The sequence below is a fragment of the Marinobacter salinus genome (assembly GCF_001854125.1).
GTDB lineage: Bacteria > Pseudomonadota > Gammaproteobacteria > Pseudomonadales > Oleiphilaceae > Marinobacter > Marinobacter salinus.
Genome location: NZ_CP017715.1, coordinates 2,949,136 through 2,962,370, shown reverse-complemented (window position 1 = coordinate 2,962,370; position 13,235 = coordinate 2,949,136). Strand labels below are relative to the sequence as shown.

The 13,235-nt window shown below is 57.0% G+C and carries 18 protein-coding genes; 13 read left to right on the top strand and 5 right to left on the bottom strand.

Annotated features, from left to right (window positions below; all coding sequences use genetic code 11):
- The first annotated feature begins 12 nt into the window (after window positions 1-12).
- The 5 genes from dmpG to BKP64_RS13820 are packed head-to-tail and all read left to right on the top strand — an operon-like array spanning window position 13 to window position 3,770.
- Window positions 13-1,050: a 4-hydroxy-2-oxovalerate aldolase gene (dmpG, locus tag BKP64_RS13840; protein ID WP_070971235.1), complete on the top strand. Its 1,038-nt coding sequence runs from the start codon at window positions 13-15 to the stop codon at window positions 1,048-1,050.
- A complete protein-coding gene (gene dmpH, locus BKP64_RS13835; protein ID WP_070971232.1) occupies window positions 1,047-1,841 on the top strand; it encodes a 2-oxo-3-hexenedioate decarboxylase in 795 nt (264 codons plus the stop codon). Before dmpG ends, dmpH begins: the two co-directional genes overlap by 4 nt.
- A gap of 9 nt (window positions 1,842-1,850) precedes the next feature.
- Window positions 1,851-2,042 (top strand): 2-hydroxymuconate tautomerase, encoded by a 192-nt coding sequence (locus tag BKP64_RS13830; protein ID WP_070971230.1) that lies wholly within the window; start codon window positions 1,851-1,853, stop codon window positions 2,040-2,042.
- A 47-nt stretch (window positions 2,043-2,089) separates the two neighbouring features.
- Window positions 2,090-2,782 (top strand): hypothetical protein, encoded by a 693-nt coding sequence (locus tag BKP64_RS13825; protein ID WP_070971227.1) that lies wholly within the window; start codon window positions 2,090-2,092, stop codon window positions 2,780-2,782.
- Between the two features lie 28 nt (window positions 2,783-2,810).
- A complete protein-coding gene (locus BKP64_RS13820; RefSeq protein WP_070971224.1) occupies window positions 2,811-3,770 on the top strand; it encodes a ketopantoate reductase family protein in 960 nt (319 codons plus the stop codon).
- On the opposite strand, the gene BKP64_RS13815 is transcribed toward BKP64_RS13820, so the two are convergent.
- Both BKP64_RS13815 and BKP64_RS13810 read right to left on the bottom strand, forming a co-directional pair.
- Complete coding sequence (locus BKP64_RS13815; protein ID WP_070971221.1) at window positions 3,751-4,776, bottom strand: peptidoglycan -binding protein; 1,026 nt, start codon at window positions 4,774-4,776, stop codon at window positions 3,751-3,753. The two genes, BKP64_RS13820 and BKP64_RS13815, sit on opposite strands and share 20 nt — an antisense overlap.
- The gene (locus tag BKP64_RS13810) at window positions 4,773-5,501 is read right to left on the bottom strand and encodes a MotA/TolQ/ExbB proton channel family protein (RefSeq protein WP_070971218.1); all 729 of its coding nucleotides are present in this window, start codon (window positions 5,499-5,501) and stop codon (window positions 4,773-4,775) included. The genes BKP64_RS13815 and BKP64_RS13810 overlap by 4 nt, the downstream gene beginning before the upstream one ends.
- A gap of 94 nt (window positions 5,502-5,595) precedes the next feature.
- Between BKP64_RS13810 and BKP64_RS13805 the strand changes: the two genes are divergently transcribed.
- Window positions 5,596-6,057 carry an acyl-CoA thioesterase gene (locus tag BKP64_RS13805; protein WP_070971215.1) on the top strand — a complete coding sequence of 154 codons (462 nt, stop codon included), beginning with the start codon at window positions 5,596-5,598 and terminating at the stop codon, window positions 6,055-6,057.
- On the opposite strand, the gene BKP64_RS13800 is transcribed toward BKP64_RS13805, so the two are convergent.
- Window positions 6,058-6,741, bottom strand: coding sequence for a type 1 glutamine amidotransferase domain-containing protein (locus BKP64_RS13800; RefSeq protein ID WP_070971212.1), 684 nt, complete (start codon window positions 6,739-6,741; stop codon window positions 6,058-6,060). It lies immediately after the preceding gene.
- A gap of 175 nt (window positions 6,742-6,916) precedes the next feature.
- Between BKP64_RS13800 and BKP64_RS13795 the strand changes: the two genes are divergently transcribed.
- The 5 genes from BKP64_RS13795 to BKP64_RS13775 all read left to right on the top strand — a co-directional run bounded on the left by BKP64_RS13795 (window position 6,917) and on the right by BKP64_RS13775 (window position 11,155).
- Complete coding sequence (locus BKP64_RS13795) at window positions 6,917-7,660, top strand: substrate-binding periplasmic protein (protein WP_227515402.1); 744 nt, start codon at window positions 6,917-6,919, stop codon at window positions 7,658-7,660.
- A gap of 56 nt (window positions 7,661-7,716) precedes the next feature.
- Window positions 7,717-9,057 (top strand): ribonuclease J, encoded by a 1,341-nt coding sequence (locus BKP64_RS13790; RefSeq protein ID WP_227515401.1) that lies wholly within the window; start codon window positions 7,717-7,719, stop codon window positions 9,055-9,057.
- 67 nt (window positions 9,058-9,124) lie between these two features.
- Window positions 9,125-9,529 carry an EAL domain-containing protein gene (locus BKP64_RS19410; protein WP_070971206.1) on the top strand — a complete coding sequence of 135 codons (405 nt, stop codon included), beginning with the start codon at window positions 9,125-9,127 and terminating at the stop codon, window positions 9,527-9,529.
- A gap of 109 nt (window positions 9,530-9,638) precedes the next feature.
- Window positions 9,639-10,064 (top strand): hotdog fold thioesterase, encoded by a 426-nt coding sequence (locus tag BKP64_RS13780; RefSeq protein ID WP_070971203.1) that lies wholly within the window; start codon window positions 9,639-9,641, stop codon window positions 10,062-10,064.
- Window positions 10,065-10,477: 413 nt separating this feature from the next.
- On the top strand, window positions 10,478-11,155 hold the full coding sequence (locus BKP64_RS13775) for a hypothetical protein (protein ID WP_070971200.1): 678 nt from the start codon (window positions 10,478-10,480) through the stop codon (window positions 11,153-11,155).
- Window positions 11,156-11,158: 3 nt separating this feature from the next.
- Here the strand turns inward: BKP64_RS13775 and BKP64_RS13770 are convergent, their stop codons facing one another.
- Window positions 11,159-11,890, bottom strand: coding sequence for a sulfite exporter TauE/SafE family protein (locus BKP64_RS13770; RefSeq protein WP_070971196.1), 732 nt, complete (start codon window positions 11,888-11,890; stop codon window positions 11,159-11,161).
- A gap of 66 nt (window positions 11,891-11,956) precedes the next feature.
- On the opposite strand from BKP64_RS13770, the gene BKP64_RS13765 reads away from it, so the two are divergent.
- Complete coding sequence (locus tag BKP64_RS13765) at window positions 11,957-12,463, top strand: YchJ family protein (protein WP_335627603.1); 507 nt, start codon at window positions 11,957-11,959, stop codon at window positions 12,461-12,463.
- A gap of 2 nt (window positions 12,464-12,465) precedes the next feature.
- Here the strand turns inward: BKP64_RS13765 and BKP64_RS13760 are convergent, their stop codons facing one another.
- The gene (locus BKP64_RS13760; RefSeq protein ID WP_070971190.1) at window positions 12,466-12,846 is read right to left on the bottom strand and encodes a rhodanese-like domain-containing protein; all 381 of its coding nucleotides are present in this window, start codon (window positions 12,844-12,846) and stop codon (window positions 12,466-12,468) included.
- Window positions 12,847-12,978: 132 nt separating this feature from the next.
- Between BKP64_RS13760 and BKP64_RS13755 the strand changes: the two genes are divergently transcribed.
- Entirely contained in the window at window positions 12,979-13,188 is a 210-nt protein-coding gene (locus BKP64_RS13755; RefSeq protein WP_070971187.1) for a DUF3565 domain-containing protein, read from the top strand.
- Window positions 13,189-13,235: the final 47 nt, after the last annotated feature.

Genomic DNA, 13,235 nt, shown 5'->3' with positions numbered 1-13,235 from the left:
GAGGAACGAACCATGACCTTTAACCCCGGCAAGAAACTCTATATCTCCGACGTGACCCTGCGCGATGGCAGCCACGCGGTTCGTCACCAGTATTCCATCAAGAACGTGCAGGACATCGCCCGGGCCCTGGACAAGGCTAAAGTCGACAGCATCGAAGTCGCCCACGGCGACGGCTTGCAGGGCTCCAGCTTCAACTACGGCTTCGGTGCCCACACCGACCTGGAGTGGATTGAAGCGGTGGCCGAAGTGATCGAACACGCGAAAATTGCCACCCTGCTGCTGCCCGGCATCGGCACCGTCCACGACCTGGACAACGCCTACAGCGCCGGTGCCAGAATCGTCAGAGTGGCCACCCACTGCACCGAGGCGGATGTGTCCCGGCAGCACATCGAGCACGCCCGCAAACTCGGTATGGACACCGTGGGCTTCCTGATGATGAGCCACATGCAGACCCCGAAGGGTCTGGCGGAGCAAGCCAAGCTGATGGAAGACTACGGCGCCACCTGCTTGTACGTGGTCGATTCCGGCGGGGCCATGAACATGAACGACATCCGGGACCGGTTCCGGGCCCTGAAAGACGTGCTGAAGCCGGACACCGAAACCGGTATGCACGCCCACCACAACCTGAGCCTGGGTGTGGCCAATTCCATCGTGGCGGTGGAAGAAGGCTGTGACCGCATTGACGCCAGCCTGGCCGGCATGGGTGCCGGCGCGGGTAATGCGCCGCTGGAAGTGTTTATCGCCGCAGCGGACAAGATGGGCTGGGAGCACGGCACGGATGTGTACGCGCTGATGGACGCCGCTGACGACATCGTGCGCCCACTTCAGGATCGCCCGGTCCGAGTGGACCGCGAAACCCTGGCCCTGGGTTATGCCGGTGTGTATTCCAGCTTCCTGCGCCACTCCGAAGTGGCGGCGCAGAAGTACGGCCTGAAGGCCGTGGATATTCTGGTGGAGCTGGGCAAGCGCCGCATGGTGGGTGGCCAGGAAGACATGATTGTGGACGTGGCGCTGGATCTGCTGGCGGCGCAAAAGGAGCAAAAAGCATGAGCAAGACACTGAGCCGCGAGCAGATGCTGGCCCTGGCCGAGCATGTGGAAAATGCCGAACTGCAGGCCCATGACATCACCAAGGTCACCAACGATTACCCGGACATGAACTTCGAAGACGCCTACGATGTCCAGTGGGAAATTCGCCGCCGCAAGGAAGAGCGGGGCAACAAGATCGTGGGCATGAAAATGGGCCTGACCTCCTGGGCCAAGATGGCCCAGATGGGCGTCGAGACACCGATCTACGGTTTCCTTGCCGACTATTTCAGCGTGCCGGACGGTGGGGTGGTCAACACCAAAGAACTGATCCACCCCAAGATTGAGGCTGAGATCGCTTTCGTTACCAAGGCACCTCTGAAAGGGCCGGGCTGTCACATCGGCCAGGTGCTGGCGGCAACGGATTTTGTGATCCCGGCGGTGGAGGTGATCGACTCCCGTTACGAAAACTTCAAGTTCGACCTGGTAAGTGTGGTGGCGGATAACGCCTCTTCCACCCGTTTCATTACCGGTGGCCAAATGGCCGACGTTGCTGATGTGGACCTGAAAACCCTGGGTGTTGTGGTAGAGAAAAACGGCGAGGTAGTGGACGTGGGCGCCGGTGCCGCCGTACTGGGCCACCCGGCCTCCAGTGTGGCCATGCTGGCCAACCTGCTGGCAGAGCGCGGCGAACATATCCCGGCAGGTACTTTCATTATGACCGGTGGTATAACCGCCGCCATTACGGTGGAGCCGGGCGATAACATCACGGTTCGTTACCAGGGCCTGGGAACTGTGTCCGCACGGTTCGAGTAAGGAGGTCTTATGCCTATTGCCCAGTTGTACATTATTGAAGGCCGCTCGGATGAGCAGAAGGAAACCCTGATCCGGGAAGTAACGGAAGCCATGTCCCGTTCGCTGGATGCGCCGATGGAGCGTATTCGGGTGATGATTACCGAAATGCCCGCGCAGCATTTTGGCATTGCCGGGCAGTCGGCGAAAAAACTGGGGCGTTAGTGCTCCGGCGGTCTCATCGATGTGAACCTCTGCCCAAGGGAGGCAACGTGACAAAATTGCCAGTGTTGTACATATCGTGCGATACGGAAGCGCTCAAGTCTCCCAGGGGGCAGTCCAGTCTCAGGCGACTGATCCGGGGCACGGAAGTCTGCAGTGTGGTTTTTATCACTTTGAGTGTCGGCCTGGATGCCCCGGAAATTCATGGTCCGACAGGGAGGAATCACGTAGGGGGCCAGCTCTGGTCATTGCTGTCAGCCGAGGATTTCAGTCCGGTGGAGCGAGCCGGCGGCACCGGAGACCTGGAAGTCCTTGCCACAACACTGGTTTCACCGGCTCCCGTCGAGGTTGCCGAGCTGCGCTTGAGCGTCGGAATGCCAGGCGATTATTACCGGCGTATCGGCCAGTGTCTGGAAGGGTTCAGGGACCAGGGTGTGCTGATCATCTGTTTTGATGAGATCACGGCCGCAGAAGTTAATGGTGCCTTGCATCCGCCGCACGACACCTATATTCGCGATCTGATCAAGCAGTGGGAGGATGAGTTGCGTTGGGCGCGGGCCTTATCGAAATCCGAGATGGGCAAGGAAGCGAGTGTGCGTAATGGAGAACCTTTGAGTAACCCGACCCTGTGCATGCTGAATACTGCCTTCAGTCTCGGGGGGCTCAAGGCCCCCCAGCGGGTTTTCGGCAGCGCTCTGAACGAGGGCAGGCAGTCCCTCGCCGGCTACGGCTGGATGCAGTAAACTGCTGAAAAACGTCGGGATATTGTAAATGCTAAAGTTACTGATGATTGGTGCCGGTGGCATCGGCGGCTATTACGCAGCGAGACTTTCCGAAGCTGGGCACCAGGTCGTGCTGACCGCGCGCGGAGAACACCTGCGAGCGCTGCAGCTTCATGGCCTCCGGGTGCGCTACGATAATGAGGATCTGAGATGCAGGGCGCCTGCCTTTGATCACGGCACTCTGGTTGCCCGATACGATCCCGATGAGTTTGATCTGGTGCTGATCGCTCTCAAGTCAAACGCAACGGTTCCGGTTCTGGAGGAGCTGGGTGCCTGGCTGAAGCAAGGTTCAGTGCCGGTGCTGTCACTGCAGAACGGCGTGGATAACGAACCGATAATTGCCGGCATCATCGGTGCTGGCCGGACGCTCGGTGGGCTGGCCGTTCGTATTGGAGGGCACATTGTTGAACCGGGTCTGGTGTCGGCTGAGGGCGTGGCCCAGATCGTCATGGGCGAGTGGCCCAGGGCTGGCGAACCAGCGGATGTGCGGCGGCCATTACTCAAGACTCTGGAAGCGGCGTTCAACGATGCCGGAATTCCCACAACGGTGACGGGTGATATCAGTTACGAGCTCTGGCGCAAGCTGGTGATCAACAACGGTGTTAACCCACTATCGGCACTGACTGGCCTGGATACCCGGAGCCTTACCCATCACCCGGAATTCCGAAAAATCGTCCACGGGATGATGGCAGAAACGGTTGAAGCCTCGAAAGCCGATGGCGTCAATCTCGGGCCTCAGGACCTGGAGGAAATGTTCGAGCTGATCAGCAGCTTCAACGCCATCAAGACGTCCATGTTGGTAGACAAGGAAAAAGGCCGGCCACTGGAGCTGGACAGCATTGCTGGCGCGGTGCTTCGGCGCTGCCGGCAGTTGGGTATCGACGCTCCCTACACCACCACCGTCAACGCCCTGTTGGCGCACGCCGAAGCTAGCGGTCTGTCAGCTTGAGTTCGATGCGCCGGTTCTTCTGCAGGGCATCCGGTGAGGTGCCGCTGGCAACCGGGAAAAACTCGCCGAAGCCGGCGGCAACCATGCGGCGCTCGGGGACACCCTGTTCCGCCAGGTAACGCACCACCGCCACAGCCCGGGCTGTTGAAAGCTCCCAGTTGGACGGGAATTGCGGTGTGTTAATCGGAATCAGGTCAGTGTGGCCATCAATCCGGAGAATCCAGTCGATATCGTCGGGAATGGAGTCCACTACATCCAGCAGCACCTGGGCCAGTTTGTCGAGTTCCCGCTTACCGTCCTGTCCCAACTGAGCAGATCCCGATGCGAACAACAGTTCCGAAGGCAGCAGAAAGCGGTCGCCAACGACCCGGATGTTCTCATTGGCTGCCAGAATATCGCGCAATCTGGAGAAGAATTCCGACTGATACTGTTCAAGCTGATTGACCCGCTCGGCCAGCAGGGTATTGAGGCGGCGGCTGACATTCTCAAGCTCGCCCTCTTTCTCTGCGGTCATCTCCTTTTGCAGCTTCAGAGCCGCTGTAATTTGGCTCAGCTGCGCCTGCAATGACGCGATCTGGTTGGATAAACGCATGATCATCGATTGCTGGCTGGCCGAGAGTTCGTCCTTCTCCGACACCTCGTCGCTCAGATTTGCCAGCCGTTCCGATTGGGCTTCGGCTGTGGCCGTCTGTTGCATCAATTGGTTACGGGTGACTTCCAGTCGTTGCTGCAACTCCTCGCTGCGATCCTGGGTCTCGGTCATTTGCTGTGCCAGAGCTTCGTTTTTGCTTTGTTCCAGCCCCAGCAGCTGAGAAATTTCGTTTAAACGCTCGTTCAGTCGGGCCAGTTCGAAATTCCGGTCCGACAATGTCTGGGAAAGGTAAAGCTGGCTGACGACATACACCAGCAGCATGAAGATCACCAGCATCAGCAATGCCGACAAGGCATCCACGTAGCCAGGCCAGACATTGGTGGTGCTGCGACTACGGCGTTTGGACCCGATCATGAGGCGTGTTTGTCTTCGTCAACGAAGTCCACAAGATTGGTGACACCTGTGAGCCACTCCTCCAGCCCGTCATAAAAACGATTCTGGGCATGGCCCGCCTGGATATCGAGAAAGCCGAGAATAAGAGAGCCGCCAAGCCCCAGCAGGGAAGAGCTGAAGGCCGTGCCCATGCCTTGCAGAGGTGTTAACAGGCCGGCCTGAAGGTCCGCAAACACCTTGCCGAAGTCGCCCTGACCCATGTCCAGGTTGGTAATAACTTCACCTACGGCATTGATCGTGCCGAGCAACCCCCAAAACGTACCCAGCAAGCCGAGAAAAACCAGCAGGCTGATGAAGTAACGGGTAATTTCACGTTGCTCGTCCATGCGTGAGTGAATGCCGTCCAGAACGGTGCGCAAGGACAGGGTGGATAGAGAGAACCGGTCCCGCTTGGAGTCTTCGCCGAGCTGACGAGCCAGGGGCTTGAGCAGCCGGGGCTCCTGTAAAACCGAGAGTCCGGAGTGCCCGGTCCGGAACTGCGCGATCCAGCGCAATTCCGGGAACAGAACATAAACCTGACGGTAGGTCAGCCCGATGCCGACAATCAGAACCCCGACGATCAGCAGGTTAAACACCCAGTTGGCCATGAATGCCGTTATCAGGGGCTTGTGAATAAGCACGCCCACGACAGCGACGACGGCCAGGAAGATTGTCATCCAGAAAAGTGTGTGCTTCGGATTGCTCATGGAGATGGTCAGCCTTTCGAAGTGTTCCTGAAAACGTTAGCACAGAATGTGAGATGCTGTGGCCCAGATGACTGTAGATTAATTAAGGAGTTTTATGACGCCCCCGATGCCTTTCCGTTTTCGTTTCCGCGTCCGCTATGGCGAATGCGACGCCCAGAGTGTGGTCTTCAACGCCCGCTACGCCGATTACGTAGACATTGCCGTCAACGAATATATCCGTACTTTGTTTGGTGATTATCAGCACCTGCTGGACCGGGACCTGGACATCCAGGTGGTCAGCCTGACGGTGAACTGGAAAGCACCGGCGAAGTTTGACGATGTGTTGGAGGCGCGTATTCGGGCAGGCCGGATCGGCAACACGTCATTCACGCTGCACCTGGAATTCTATCGGTACGGTGATGACAGATTGATAGCGGATGCTGACATTACCTACGTGATGATTCAGCCGTCTGGGATGGCCAAGATTGCGGTGCCGGAGAGAGTCAGGGGGTTGCTTGAGGCGGGAGCCCCCGGCGTGCTGATCAGCCACGCCGGGGAGCTGCTTCAGGAGAGCTGATCAGCCTTCCTGAAGGGCCTGGATGACGGCCTTGGCAGTGCCTTCCGAGGAGGGAGGGTTCTGACCGGTGATCAGCTTGCCATCCACCACGATGTGCGGAGTAAAGTCGTCACCGCGGGAGTAGCTTGCTGTCTTCTCTTTGAGCATGTCTTCCAGCAGAAATGGTACCACGTTGGTCAGGCCCACAATCTCTTCTTCGCTGTTGCTGAAGCCTGTGACATTGCGACCGCCGACCAGATTCTGGCCGGGCTTCACTTCTACGTCCCGGAACACAGCGGGTGCGTGGCATACTGCGCCGATGACCTTGTCCTGCTCATAGGCGGTTTTGATCAGCTCAGCAGATTTCTTGTCGTTGACCAGATCCCACAAGGGGCCGTGGCCGCCCGGGTAGAAGATGGCGTCGTAGTCGCTCATGTCCACATCGCCCAGCTTCCTGGTGCTGGCGAGGGACTCTTTTGCGTGAGCATCCTGCTGGAATCGGCGCGTGGTTTCCGTCAGAGCGTCTTCCGCCTCGCTGTTGGGATCGATTGGCGGTTGGCCACCTTTCGGAGATGCCAGGGTGATGTCTGCGCCAGCATCCTTGAATACATAATAGGGAGCTGTGAACTCTTCCAGCCAGAAACCGGTTTTGTGGCCGGTATCGCCCATCTGGTCGTGGGATGTCAGAACCATGAGAATTTTCATAGGGTGTCCGTCCTTTTGATTGACGAATGAATGGCACTTCTCAACTGTGTCTGCCAGAGAATCTTGTGCCGTGCATGCTCAAATTCAACCAGCGAATACGCAGATCGGGTAACGATAGATCTGATAGAGGCTATACTAGCTGGAGTCTGTCGTGATCGATCCGGGAATGAAAGTAATGATAATGCTTCTCTTGCTGTTGGTGGCATTGCCCGCCTGGGCGCAACAGGGTACGGAAACGGTTGAGCCGCTCACAGTGACAGTGGGCGCCAACGATGCGCCGCCATACCGGATCCTTGGTAAGGGTCAGCCTACGGGTCTTTACGTAGACATTTTTGAAGAAATCTCGGCCCGGCTGGGCTGGAAAGTACATTACCGGGAAGCACCCTTCCGGCGGATTCTTCGCATGGTGCAGATGGGTGAAATCGACATAATGCTCGGCCCGCTCCAGACGGAAGATCGGGAAAAAATGATGGAATTTGTGGCGCCGGCTTTCCCACCAGAGCGGCGACTGTTTTTCTTCACCGACGAGGCCAATCGTATCGAGCGATACTCCGACCTTTACGGAAAGACCATCGGAGTGTTGGACGGCGCGACCTATTTCTCCCGTTTTGATGACGACAAGGAACTCGTAAAGGAGTCTGCACCGCGGTATGAGAACCTGATGAAAATGTTGCAGCGAGGCCGTGTGGATGTGGTTATTGCGCCCGAACTTGTCGGTAAATACACGGTTGATGAGCTCAACATGGACGTATCCGTTTCGCCTTTCTTCATGCCAGGCACGCGCTCCTACATTGCGGTCGCGAAGAACTCTCCCGCAGCAGCCTATGCAGACGACATCCGGGCCGCATTGAAATTGATTGAAATGGAAGGCATCTACGAGAATCTGGTACTTAAATACCAAGAACAGTCCGTTCGATGACGCCAGATCATAACGACCTCTGGTTTTTGCCGCTTGGTGGCACCGGAGAAATCGGTATGAACCTCAACCTCTACGGCCACGATGGTCAGTGGCTGATGGTGGATTGTGGCGTCACCTTTCCGAAACCCGGGCGCCTTGCGGCAGACGGTACCGTGCATCATCAGGGTGAGCCGCCAGTCCAAATGGCGGACCCGGCGTTCATTGCCGACCGGCGCGAGCAACTGGCAGGCCTGATCATTACTCATGCCCATGAGGATCATGTCGGAGCGGTGCCCTACCTCTGGCCGCTGTTGCAGTGTCCGGTTTATGCCAGCCGGTTTACGGCGGAAATACTGCGCCGGAAGCTGGCAGAGTTCGATTTGCTGCATCGGGTGCAGATCATTGTGGTTGAGACCGGAGACTGTCGCCAGATTGGCCCCTTCAACGTGCAGTGGCTGGCACTGACCCACTCCATCCCCGACCCCAACGCCCTGATGATTCGCACCGACATCGGGAATATCTTCCACAGTGGCGACTGGAAGCTGGATGACCACCCCCTGGTGGGACACGGCTACTCCCGGAAAACGTTCACAGACCTGGCGGAAGAAGGTGTGACTGCCATGGTCTGTGATTCCACCAATGCGACGGTGGCCGGCCATTCGGTCTCAGAAGCGGCCCTGCACGAGGGTTTGTTGAGTGCGGTCAAGGCAGCCGAGGGTCGTGTGATTGTGGCCTGCTTTGGCAGTAACATTGCCCGTTTGCACACCCTTGCACGAATCGGGCGTGAAACTGGCCGTTATATGGGATTGCTGGGACGTTCGCTGATCAATATGAGTGGTGCCGCCCGCGCCGCGGGGTTGTGGGATGCAGCGGACGAGCTGATTAATCCCTCTCATCTGGGGTATCTGCCGAGAGAGGAAGTGCTCGCGGTGGCAACTGGCAGTCAGGGAGAGCCCCGGACCGCACTGAGACGACTGGCAGCCGGCAATCACCCGGATATTGAGCTGGAGGCGGGAGATACGGTGATCTTCAGCGCCCGGGCGATCCCCGGCAACGAGGAGGCCATTGAGATGCTGATCAGCAAACTCAGGGCGCTTGGTGTAGCGGTGGTCACCGCCGAGGATTCCATTGTTCCCATTCACGCTTCCGGACACCCTGCTCAGGAAGAACTCCAGGCCATGTACCAGTGGATTCAGCCGAACATAGCGATCCCGGTGCATGGCGAGGCCGAGCATATGGAGACCCATGCCGACATCGCCAAACGCTGGGGTGTCCCCCGAGCTCTGGTGGGCCGAAACGGAGACTTGTTCATGATCCGCCCGGTACCGGGCATGCGCAGGCAGGTTGCCGGGACCGGGCGGCTCGGGTGGAAATCCGGGGAGCTGGTTCCGGTGTTACCCGGTATCGATCATTACTGAACCAGAATTTCCAGTGCCACGTATGGCTGATAGTGGGAATTCGTAAACCTGAACAACAGGTCCGTTCATGGATGTACGATCAACGGTGGGTCTTGATGATAACTTGCTGATTGGCCTTGCACTGGATTTCGCGGAATCCTCCAGTGTCGGGATCGATCCGGCCATTGACGGATTTCTTCGAAAAGTCGGTCTGGCAATCGGTGGCCACAGGAGTTACCTCTTTCTCATCGACCGCAACACTCTGACTCTCAGTAATACCCACGAATGGTGCGCCACTGGTGTCACACCGCAAAAAGATGAAGCAGGCGTTCCAGTTGGTGCTGAAGCACTGATTCGCTGGGAATGCCCGAGCCGAGGCAGGGTTCCGCCCGTCAACTTCATACCTTTGGCCGAAGAGACGGGGTTGATCGAACACTTTGGGCGTCCGGTAGCGGCTGGGGATTTCGAGCGTGCCGTCGTGATGTCTGAATAGGGCGACACTCGTTCAATAGTAGCCCGGAAGAGCATTATGGTTGTTTGCTAGCTAACGTTATACACTTCTGCCATCAACTCCTGAGCCAACTGTTAGCAGAGGACAAAATATGTCGATCTGGACCCGTAAGCCTGATCTGGACCACCTGGTGGAATCGAGCAAGAATACCGCCGTTACCCATATGGGCATTGAGTATGTGGAAATCGGCGACGATTATGTGAAAGGCCGTATGCCGGTGGACGAGCGCACTGTACAACCGTTTGGTATTCTGCATGGCGGAGCCTCGGTGGTGCTGGCGGAGACTCTGGGAAGCATGGCAGCAAACTGTTGCCTGAAGGATCCTGAGACGGTTGCTGTTGGTCTGGACATTAACGCCAACCACATTCGCCCGGTCAGCAAAGGATGGGTCTATGGAACGGCAAAAGCCATCCACATTGGCAGTGCGACCCAGGTATGGGAAATCCGCCTGGAGAATGAGCAGGGCAAGACAACCTGTATCTCCCGGCTGACCATGGCGGTGACCAAACGGCCATAGCTGATCGAGCCGGAGTGCAGATCAGGGCTTGACGCGCACCCGGCTTCGGCCAAGGGCTTTCGACTCGTACATCGCCTCGTCTGCCCGGGGCCTCGCCATCAACTAACAAGTGGTTCGTGCAAAAGCTGCAAGGGGCGTCGTTATCCTGCAGTGCTTCCCAACATTTCTTTCCCTGAGTTGCCCCCCAGATTGTCGAGCACGGATACATCTACCCGGGTTTCGACAATCTCGTGGCGGCTCGTTTTCATGATCGGACCCTAATTCGAAACAGTTCCATTTTGACGGAATATGGTGCTTACAGGATGGGCTCAATTGCAAAATCTGGTCAAATAGTATTGGCTTGTTGAGCGGGCTCTAAGTTCGCCAAAATTTACGATAGTTCAGTTTGATCAATGGTTCGAGATATATCTGCCGTGGCCGATCATCGTTCATTTCACCTATGGTGGCTGGCGCTTGCCGCCGGGCTTCTACCTTTGCTGACCATCCATACCACCTTTGTGGTCTCGGTACTGGAGGGGCGCATTGAGCTGTGCATGCCCTATTGGGACAGCTGCACCAGCATCAGTCGTACCGGTCGCTACGGCACCTCCTATTTCATCTTCAAGGGCACCATGTTGCCTGCGGCTTTGCTGGGAGTTTTTTTCTGGTGGCTGAATGGCCGCTGGCTGCGCCAGTTGGGTATTCATTCGGCAGGAGTGGCCTGGATTCCCTGGCTCGGACTGGTGGCCAGCATATCCTTGGGCCTGTATACGCTTGCCTTGGGCCATGCAGGGGATGGTTTTAATCTGATTCGCCGGGTTGGTGTTGTTTTGTACTTCTCTCTCACGTTTATCTGCGAGCTGCTTGTCAGTGCCGGGTTGCGAGGCCATCCGTTCTGGAAACACTCCGGCATGAGGCTGCTGAACCTGTGCCAGTTGATTCTGGGCGTTGGCATTCTCTCTGTGATCCTCAACGGCATCGCGCCCGAGTTCTACAGCCGAAAGGATGATGCCTTTGAATGGATTCTCGCATTGCTGATCAATGCTCATGCTCTTTGGTTGGCGTTGCTGTGGCGAAAGAACCGATTTCGCGTTCGGCTCTGGGTTGGCTGACGATTACAGGGAAAGTAGTCCCCGGATCAGGGCAGCTCCTCCAGCCACTGCCGCGATGGCAAGAATCACTGGCCGCAAGCCTTCGAAGGGCATTCGGTTGACCAGGCGCCCGGACAACCAGAAACCCGCAAGAACACCCGGAAAGGTAAGGCCAGACAGTGTCAGTTCACGGACCCCAAGGTAACCGGAGAACAACAGCGCAGCCAAACTGAAAAAGCTGGCAACCAGGAAAAAGGCCGACATATTGGCCCGCACCAAAGGCCCCTTTTCATTCTGGTAGATGAGCGCAATCGGGGGCCCGCCCACGGCAGTGATGGTGCCCATATACGTTGAAGCTGCACCGGCGAGGATACTGTTACGGGCGTTCAGTGCAGGGCGAAGGCCGCCAATACTGAGTGCGACACCCGCTAGGATCAGAACCCCGAAAATCAGCTCAAAGCCCTTTGAGGACAGAACCAGCAAGGTCAGCCCGGCCAGGACGGTGCCGACCGCCCCGCCACCAATGGCAAAACGGACTTCGCGAATCTGAAGCGCACGCCGGTTTCGGGCCAGCATCAGAACAGTTAAAACGAGTGCGTTCAGGATTAGCGGTCCGGGCAACAAAACGGGACTGATCAGGAACAGCAGTGGCGCCGCCAGCGTACCGATCCCGTAACCCGCCACACCTTGCAGGCACGCGCCAGCAAGGAGCGCAGCATTGGCGAGCAGAATTTGCAGAAGGGTTATGTCATCCAAAATGGGCCACCGGTCTGAAAGATGCGTGCTTTGATAGCACAGCCTGTGAGTGGTTGAAATGATAGAATGCAGGCGCCCATAAGATCCCTGGAAAATGAGCGAAACCCCATGAGTGAGCCAGTCGCTGTGAAACTTTCGAGCTGTCCCTGTGGTTCAGGGCAAAGTTACGACACATGTTGCGGGCGCATACACCTTGGCGAACCTGCCGACAGCCCAGAAGTCCTGATGCGCTCCCGGTACAGTGCCTTCGTGCTTGGCTTGGTCGATTACCTGGTGGCTACCTGGCATTCCAGCACCCGGCCGGAGACTCTGAGCCTGGAAAATTCGCCGGACTGGACCTCGCTGCGCATCCTGGGCAGCGCAATGAGCGACCACTCAGGCACGGTGCATTTTCAGGCCATCTATAGGGCCGGCAAGGGCTGGGGTTACCTTGAAGAGCATTCCGATTTCGTGAAAGTAGACGGTCGCTGGTATTACCTTAAGGGCAATACCAGCGAAGGGCTGCTAAAACCCGGCCGAAACGAACCTTGCCCCTGCGGCAGCGGGAAGAAACACAAGGCCTGCTGCCTGTAGGATTATTCAAAAGAGGGCAAGTCCGGCTTTACGACATCTTTGCCAGCCGCCTCCCAGGCATCAAATCCTCCTTCAATAGACTGTACGTGCCGATACCCCATTTCTTTTAGCGCTTTGGCGCTCAGGGCCGCGCGACCGGAGGTCTTGCAGTAAACCACCATCTTCATGTCGCGGCTTTCCAGTGCCGGATCGTTGGTGAATTTGAACTCAAGCATGCCACGGGAAACGTTGGTGGCTCCCGGTATATGGCCGGAACGGTACTCATCCGGATCCCGCACATCTAACAACAAATCCGCCTGTTTAATGGCATCGTCAGCCTGGTTCAGTGAAACTTCCCGGATCTCTTTTTTGGCTTCTTCAACCAGGTCGTGAGCAGTTTTCATGGCAGTCTCCTGAATCGAGATAACGAAATAAGGTTATGCTCAGGATAAGGGATTGGGCGGGTTTGCGTCACCCGGAAACTGAGTATTATTCAATTCCATAAGCGCCCGAATTAAGGCTCAACATGGAGGCCTATGAAACAACCCATTACCGGTTACCACAAAGACGACGAAAATGAATGGGTCGCCCAACTGGCTTGTGGTCACAATCAACATGTGCGCCATACACCTCCCTGGGTTAATCGCCCTTGGGTAACGACTCTGGAAGGCCGGGCGTCCATGCTGGGTTTTGAGCTGGAGTGTAAGAAGTGTGAGGCAGGCGCGCCGCCGGATGAACGGCCCTGAGCTATAGTGTGATTATAGTCTGATCACCTCTTTGGCAAAGGAGTCTG

What these genes read in the sequence shown, in the direction of transcription:
- dmpG (WP_070971235.1), top strand. Translation starts at nt 13, where the DNA reads ATGACCTTTAACCCCGGCAAGAAACTCTATATCTCCGACGTGACCCTG.
- dmpH (WP_070971232.1), top strand. Translation starts at nt 1,047, where the DNA reads ATGAGCAAGACACTGAGCCGCGAGCAGATGCTGGCCCTGGCCGAGCAT.
- BKP64_RS13830 (WP_070971230.1), top strand. Translation starts at nt 1,851, where the DNA reads ATGCCTATTGCCCAGTTGTACATTATTGAAGGCCGCTCGGATGAGCAG.
- BKP64_RS13820 (WP_070971224.1), top strand. Translation starts at nt 2,811, where the DNA reads ATGCTAAAGTTACTGATGATTGGTGCCGGTGGCATCGGCGGCTATTAC.
- BKP64_RS13815 (WP_070971221.1), bottom strand. Translation starts at nt 4,776, where the DNA reads ATGATCGGGTCCAAACGCCGTAGTCGCAGCACCACCAATGTCTGGCCT.
- BKP64_RS13810 (WP_070971218.1), bottom strand. Translation starts at nt 5,501, where the DNA reads ATGAGCAATCCGAAGCACACACTTTTCTGGATGACAATCTTCCTGGCC.
- BKP64_RS13805 (WP_070971215.1), top strand. Translation starts at nt 5,596, where the DNA reads ATGACGCCCCCGATGCCTTTCCGTTTTCGTTTCCGCGTCCGCTATGGC.
- BKP64_RS13800 (WP_070971212.1), bottom strand. Translation starts at nt 6,741, where the DNA reads ATGAAAATTCTCATGGTTCTGACATCCCACGACCAGATGGGCGATACC.
- BKP64_RS13795 (WP_227515402.1), top strand. Translation starts at nt 6,917, where the DNA reads ATGATAATGCTTCTCTTGCTGTTGGTGGCATTGCCCGCCTGGGCGCAA.
- BKP64_RS13790 (WP_227515401.1), top strand. Translation starts at nt 7,717, where the DNA reads ATGAACCTCAACCTCTACGGCCACGATGGTCAGTGGCTGATGGTGGAT.
- BKP64_RS19410 (WP_070971206.1), top strand. Translation starts at nt 9,125, where the DNA reads ATGGATGTACGATCAACGGTGGGTCTTGATGATAACTTGCTGATTGGC.
- BKP64_RS13780 (WP_070971203.1), top strand. Translation starts at nt 9,639, where the DNA reads ATGTCGATCTGGACCCGTAAGCCTGATCTGGACCACCTGGTGGAATCG.
- BKP64_RS13765 (WP_335627603.1), top strand. Translation starts at nt 11,957, where the DNA reads ATGCAGGCGCCCATAAGATCCCTGGAAAATGAGCGAAACCCCATGAGT.
- BKP64_RS13760 (WP_070971190.1), bottom strand. Translation starts at nt 12,846, where the DNA reads ATGAAAACTGCTCACGACCTGGTTGAAGAAGCCAAAAAAGAGATCCGG.
- BKP64_RS13755 (WP_070971187.1), top strand. Translation starts at nt 12,979, where the DNA reads ATGAAACAACCCATTACCGGTTACCACAAAGACGACGAAAATGAATGG.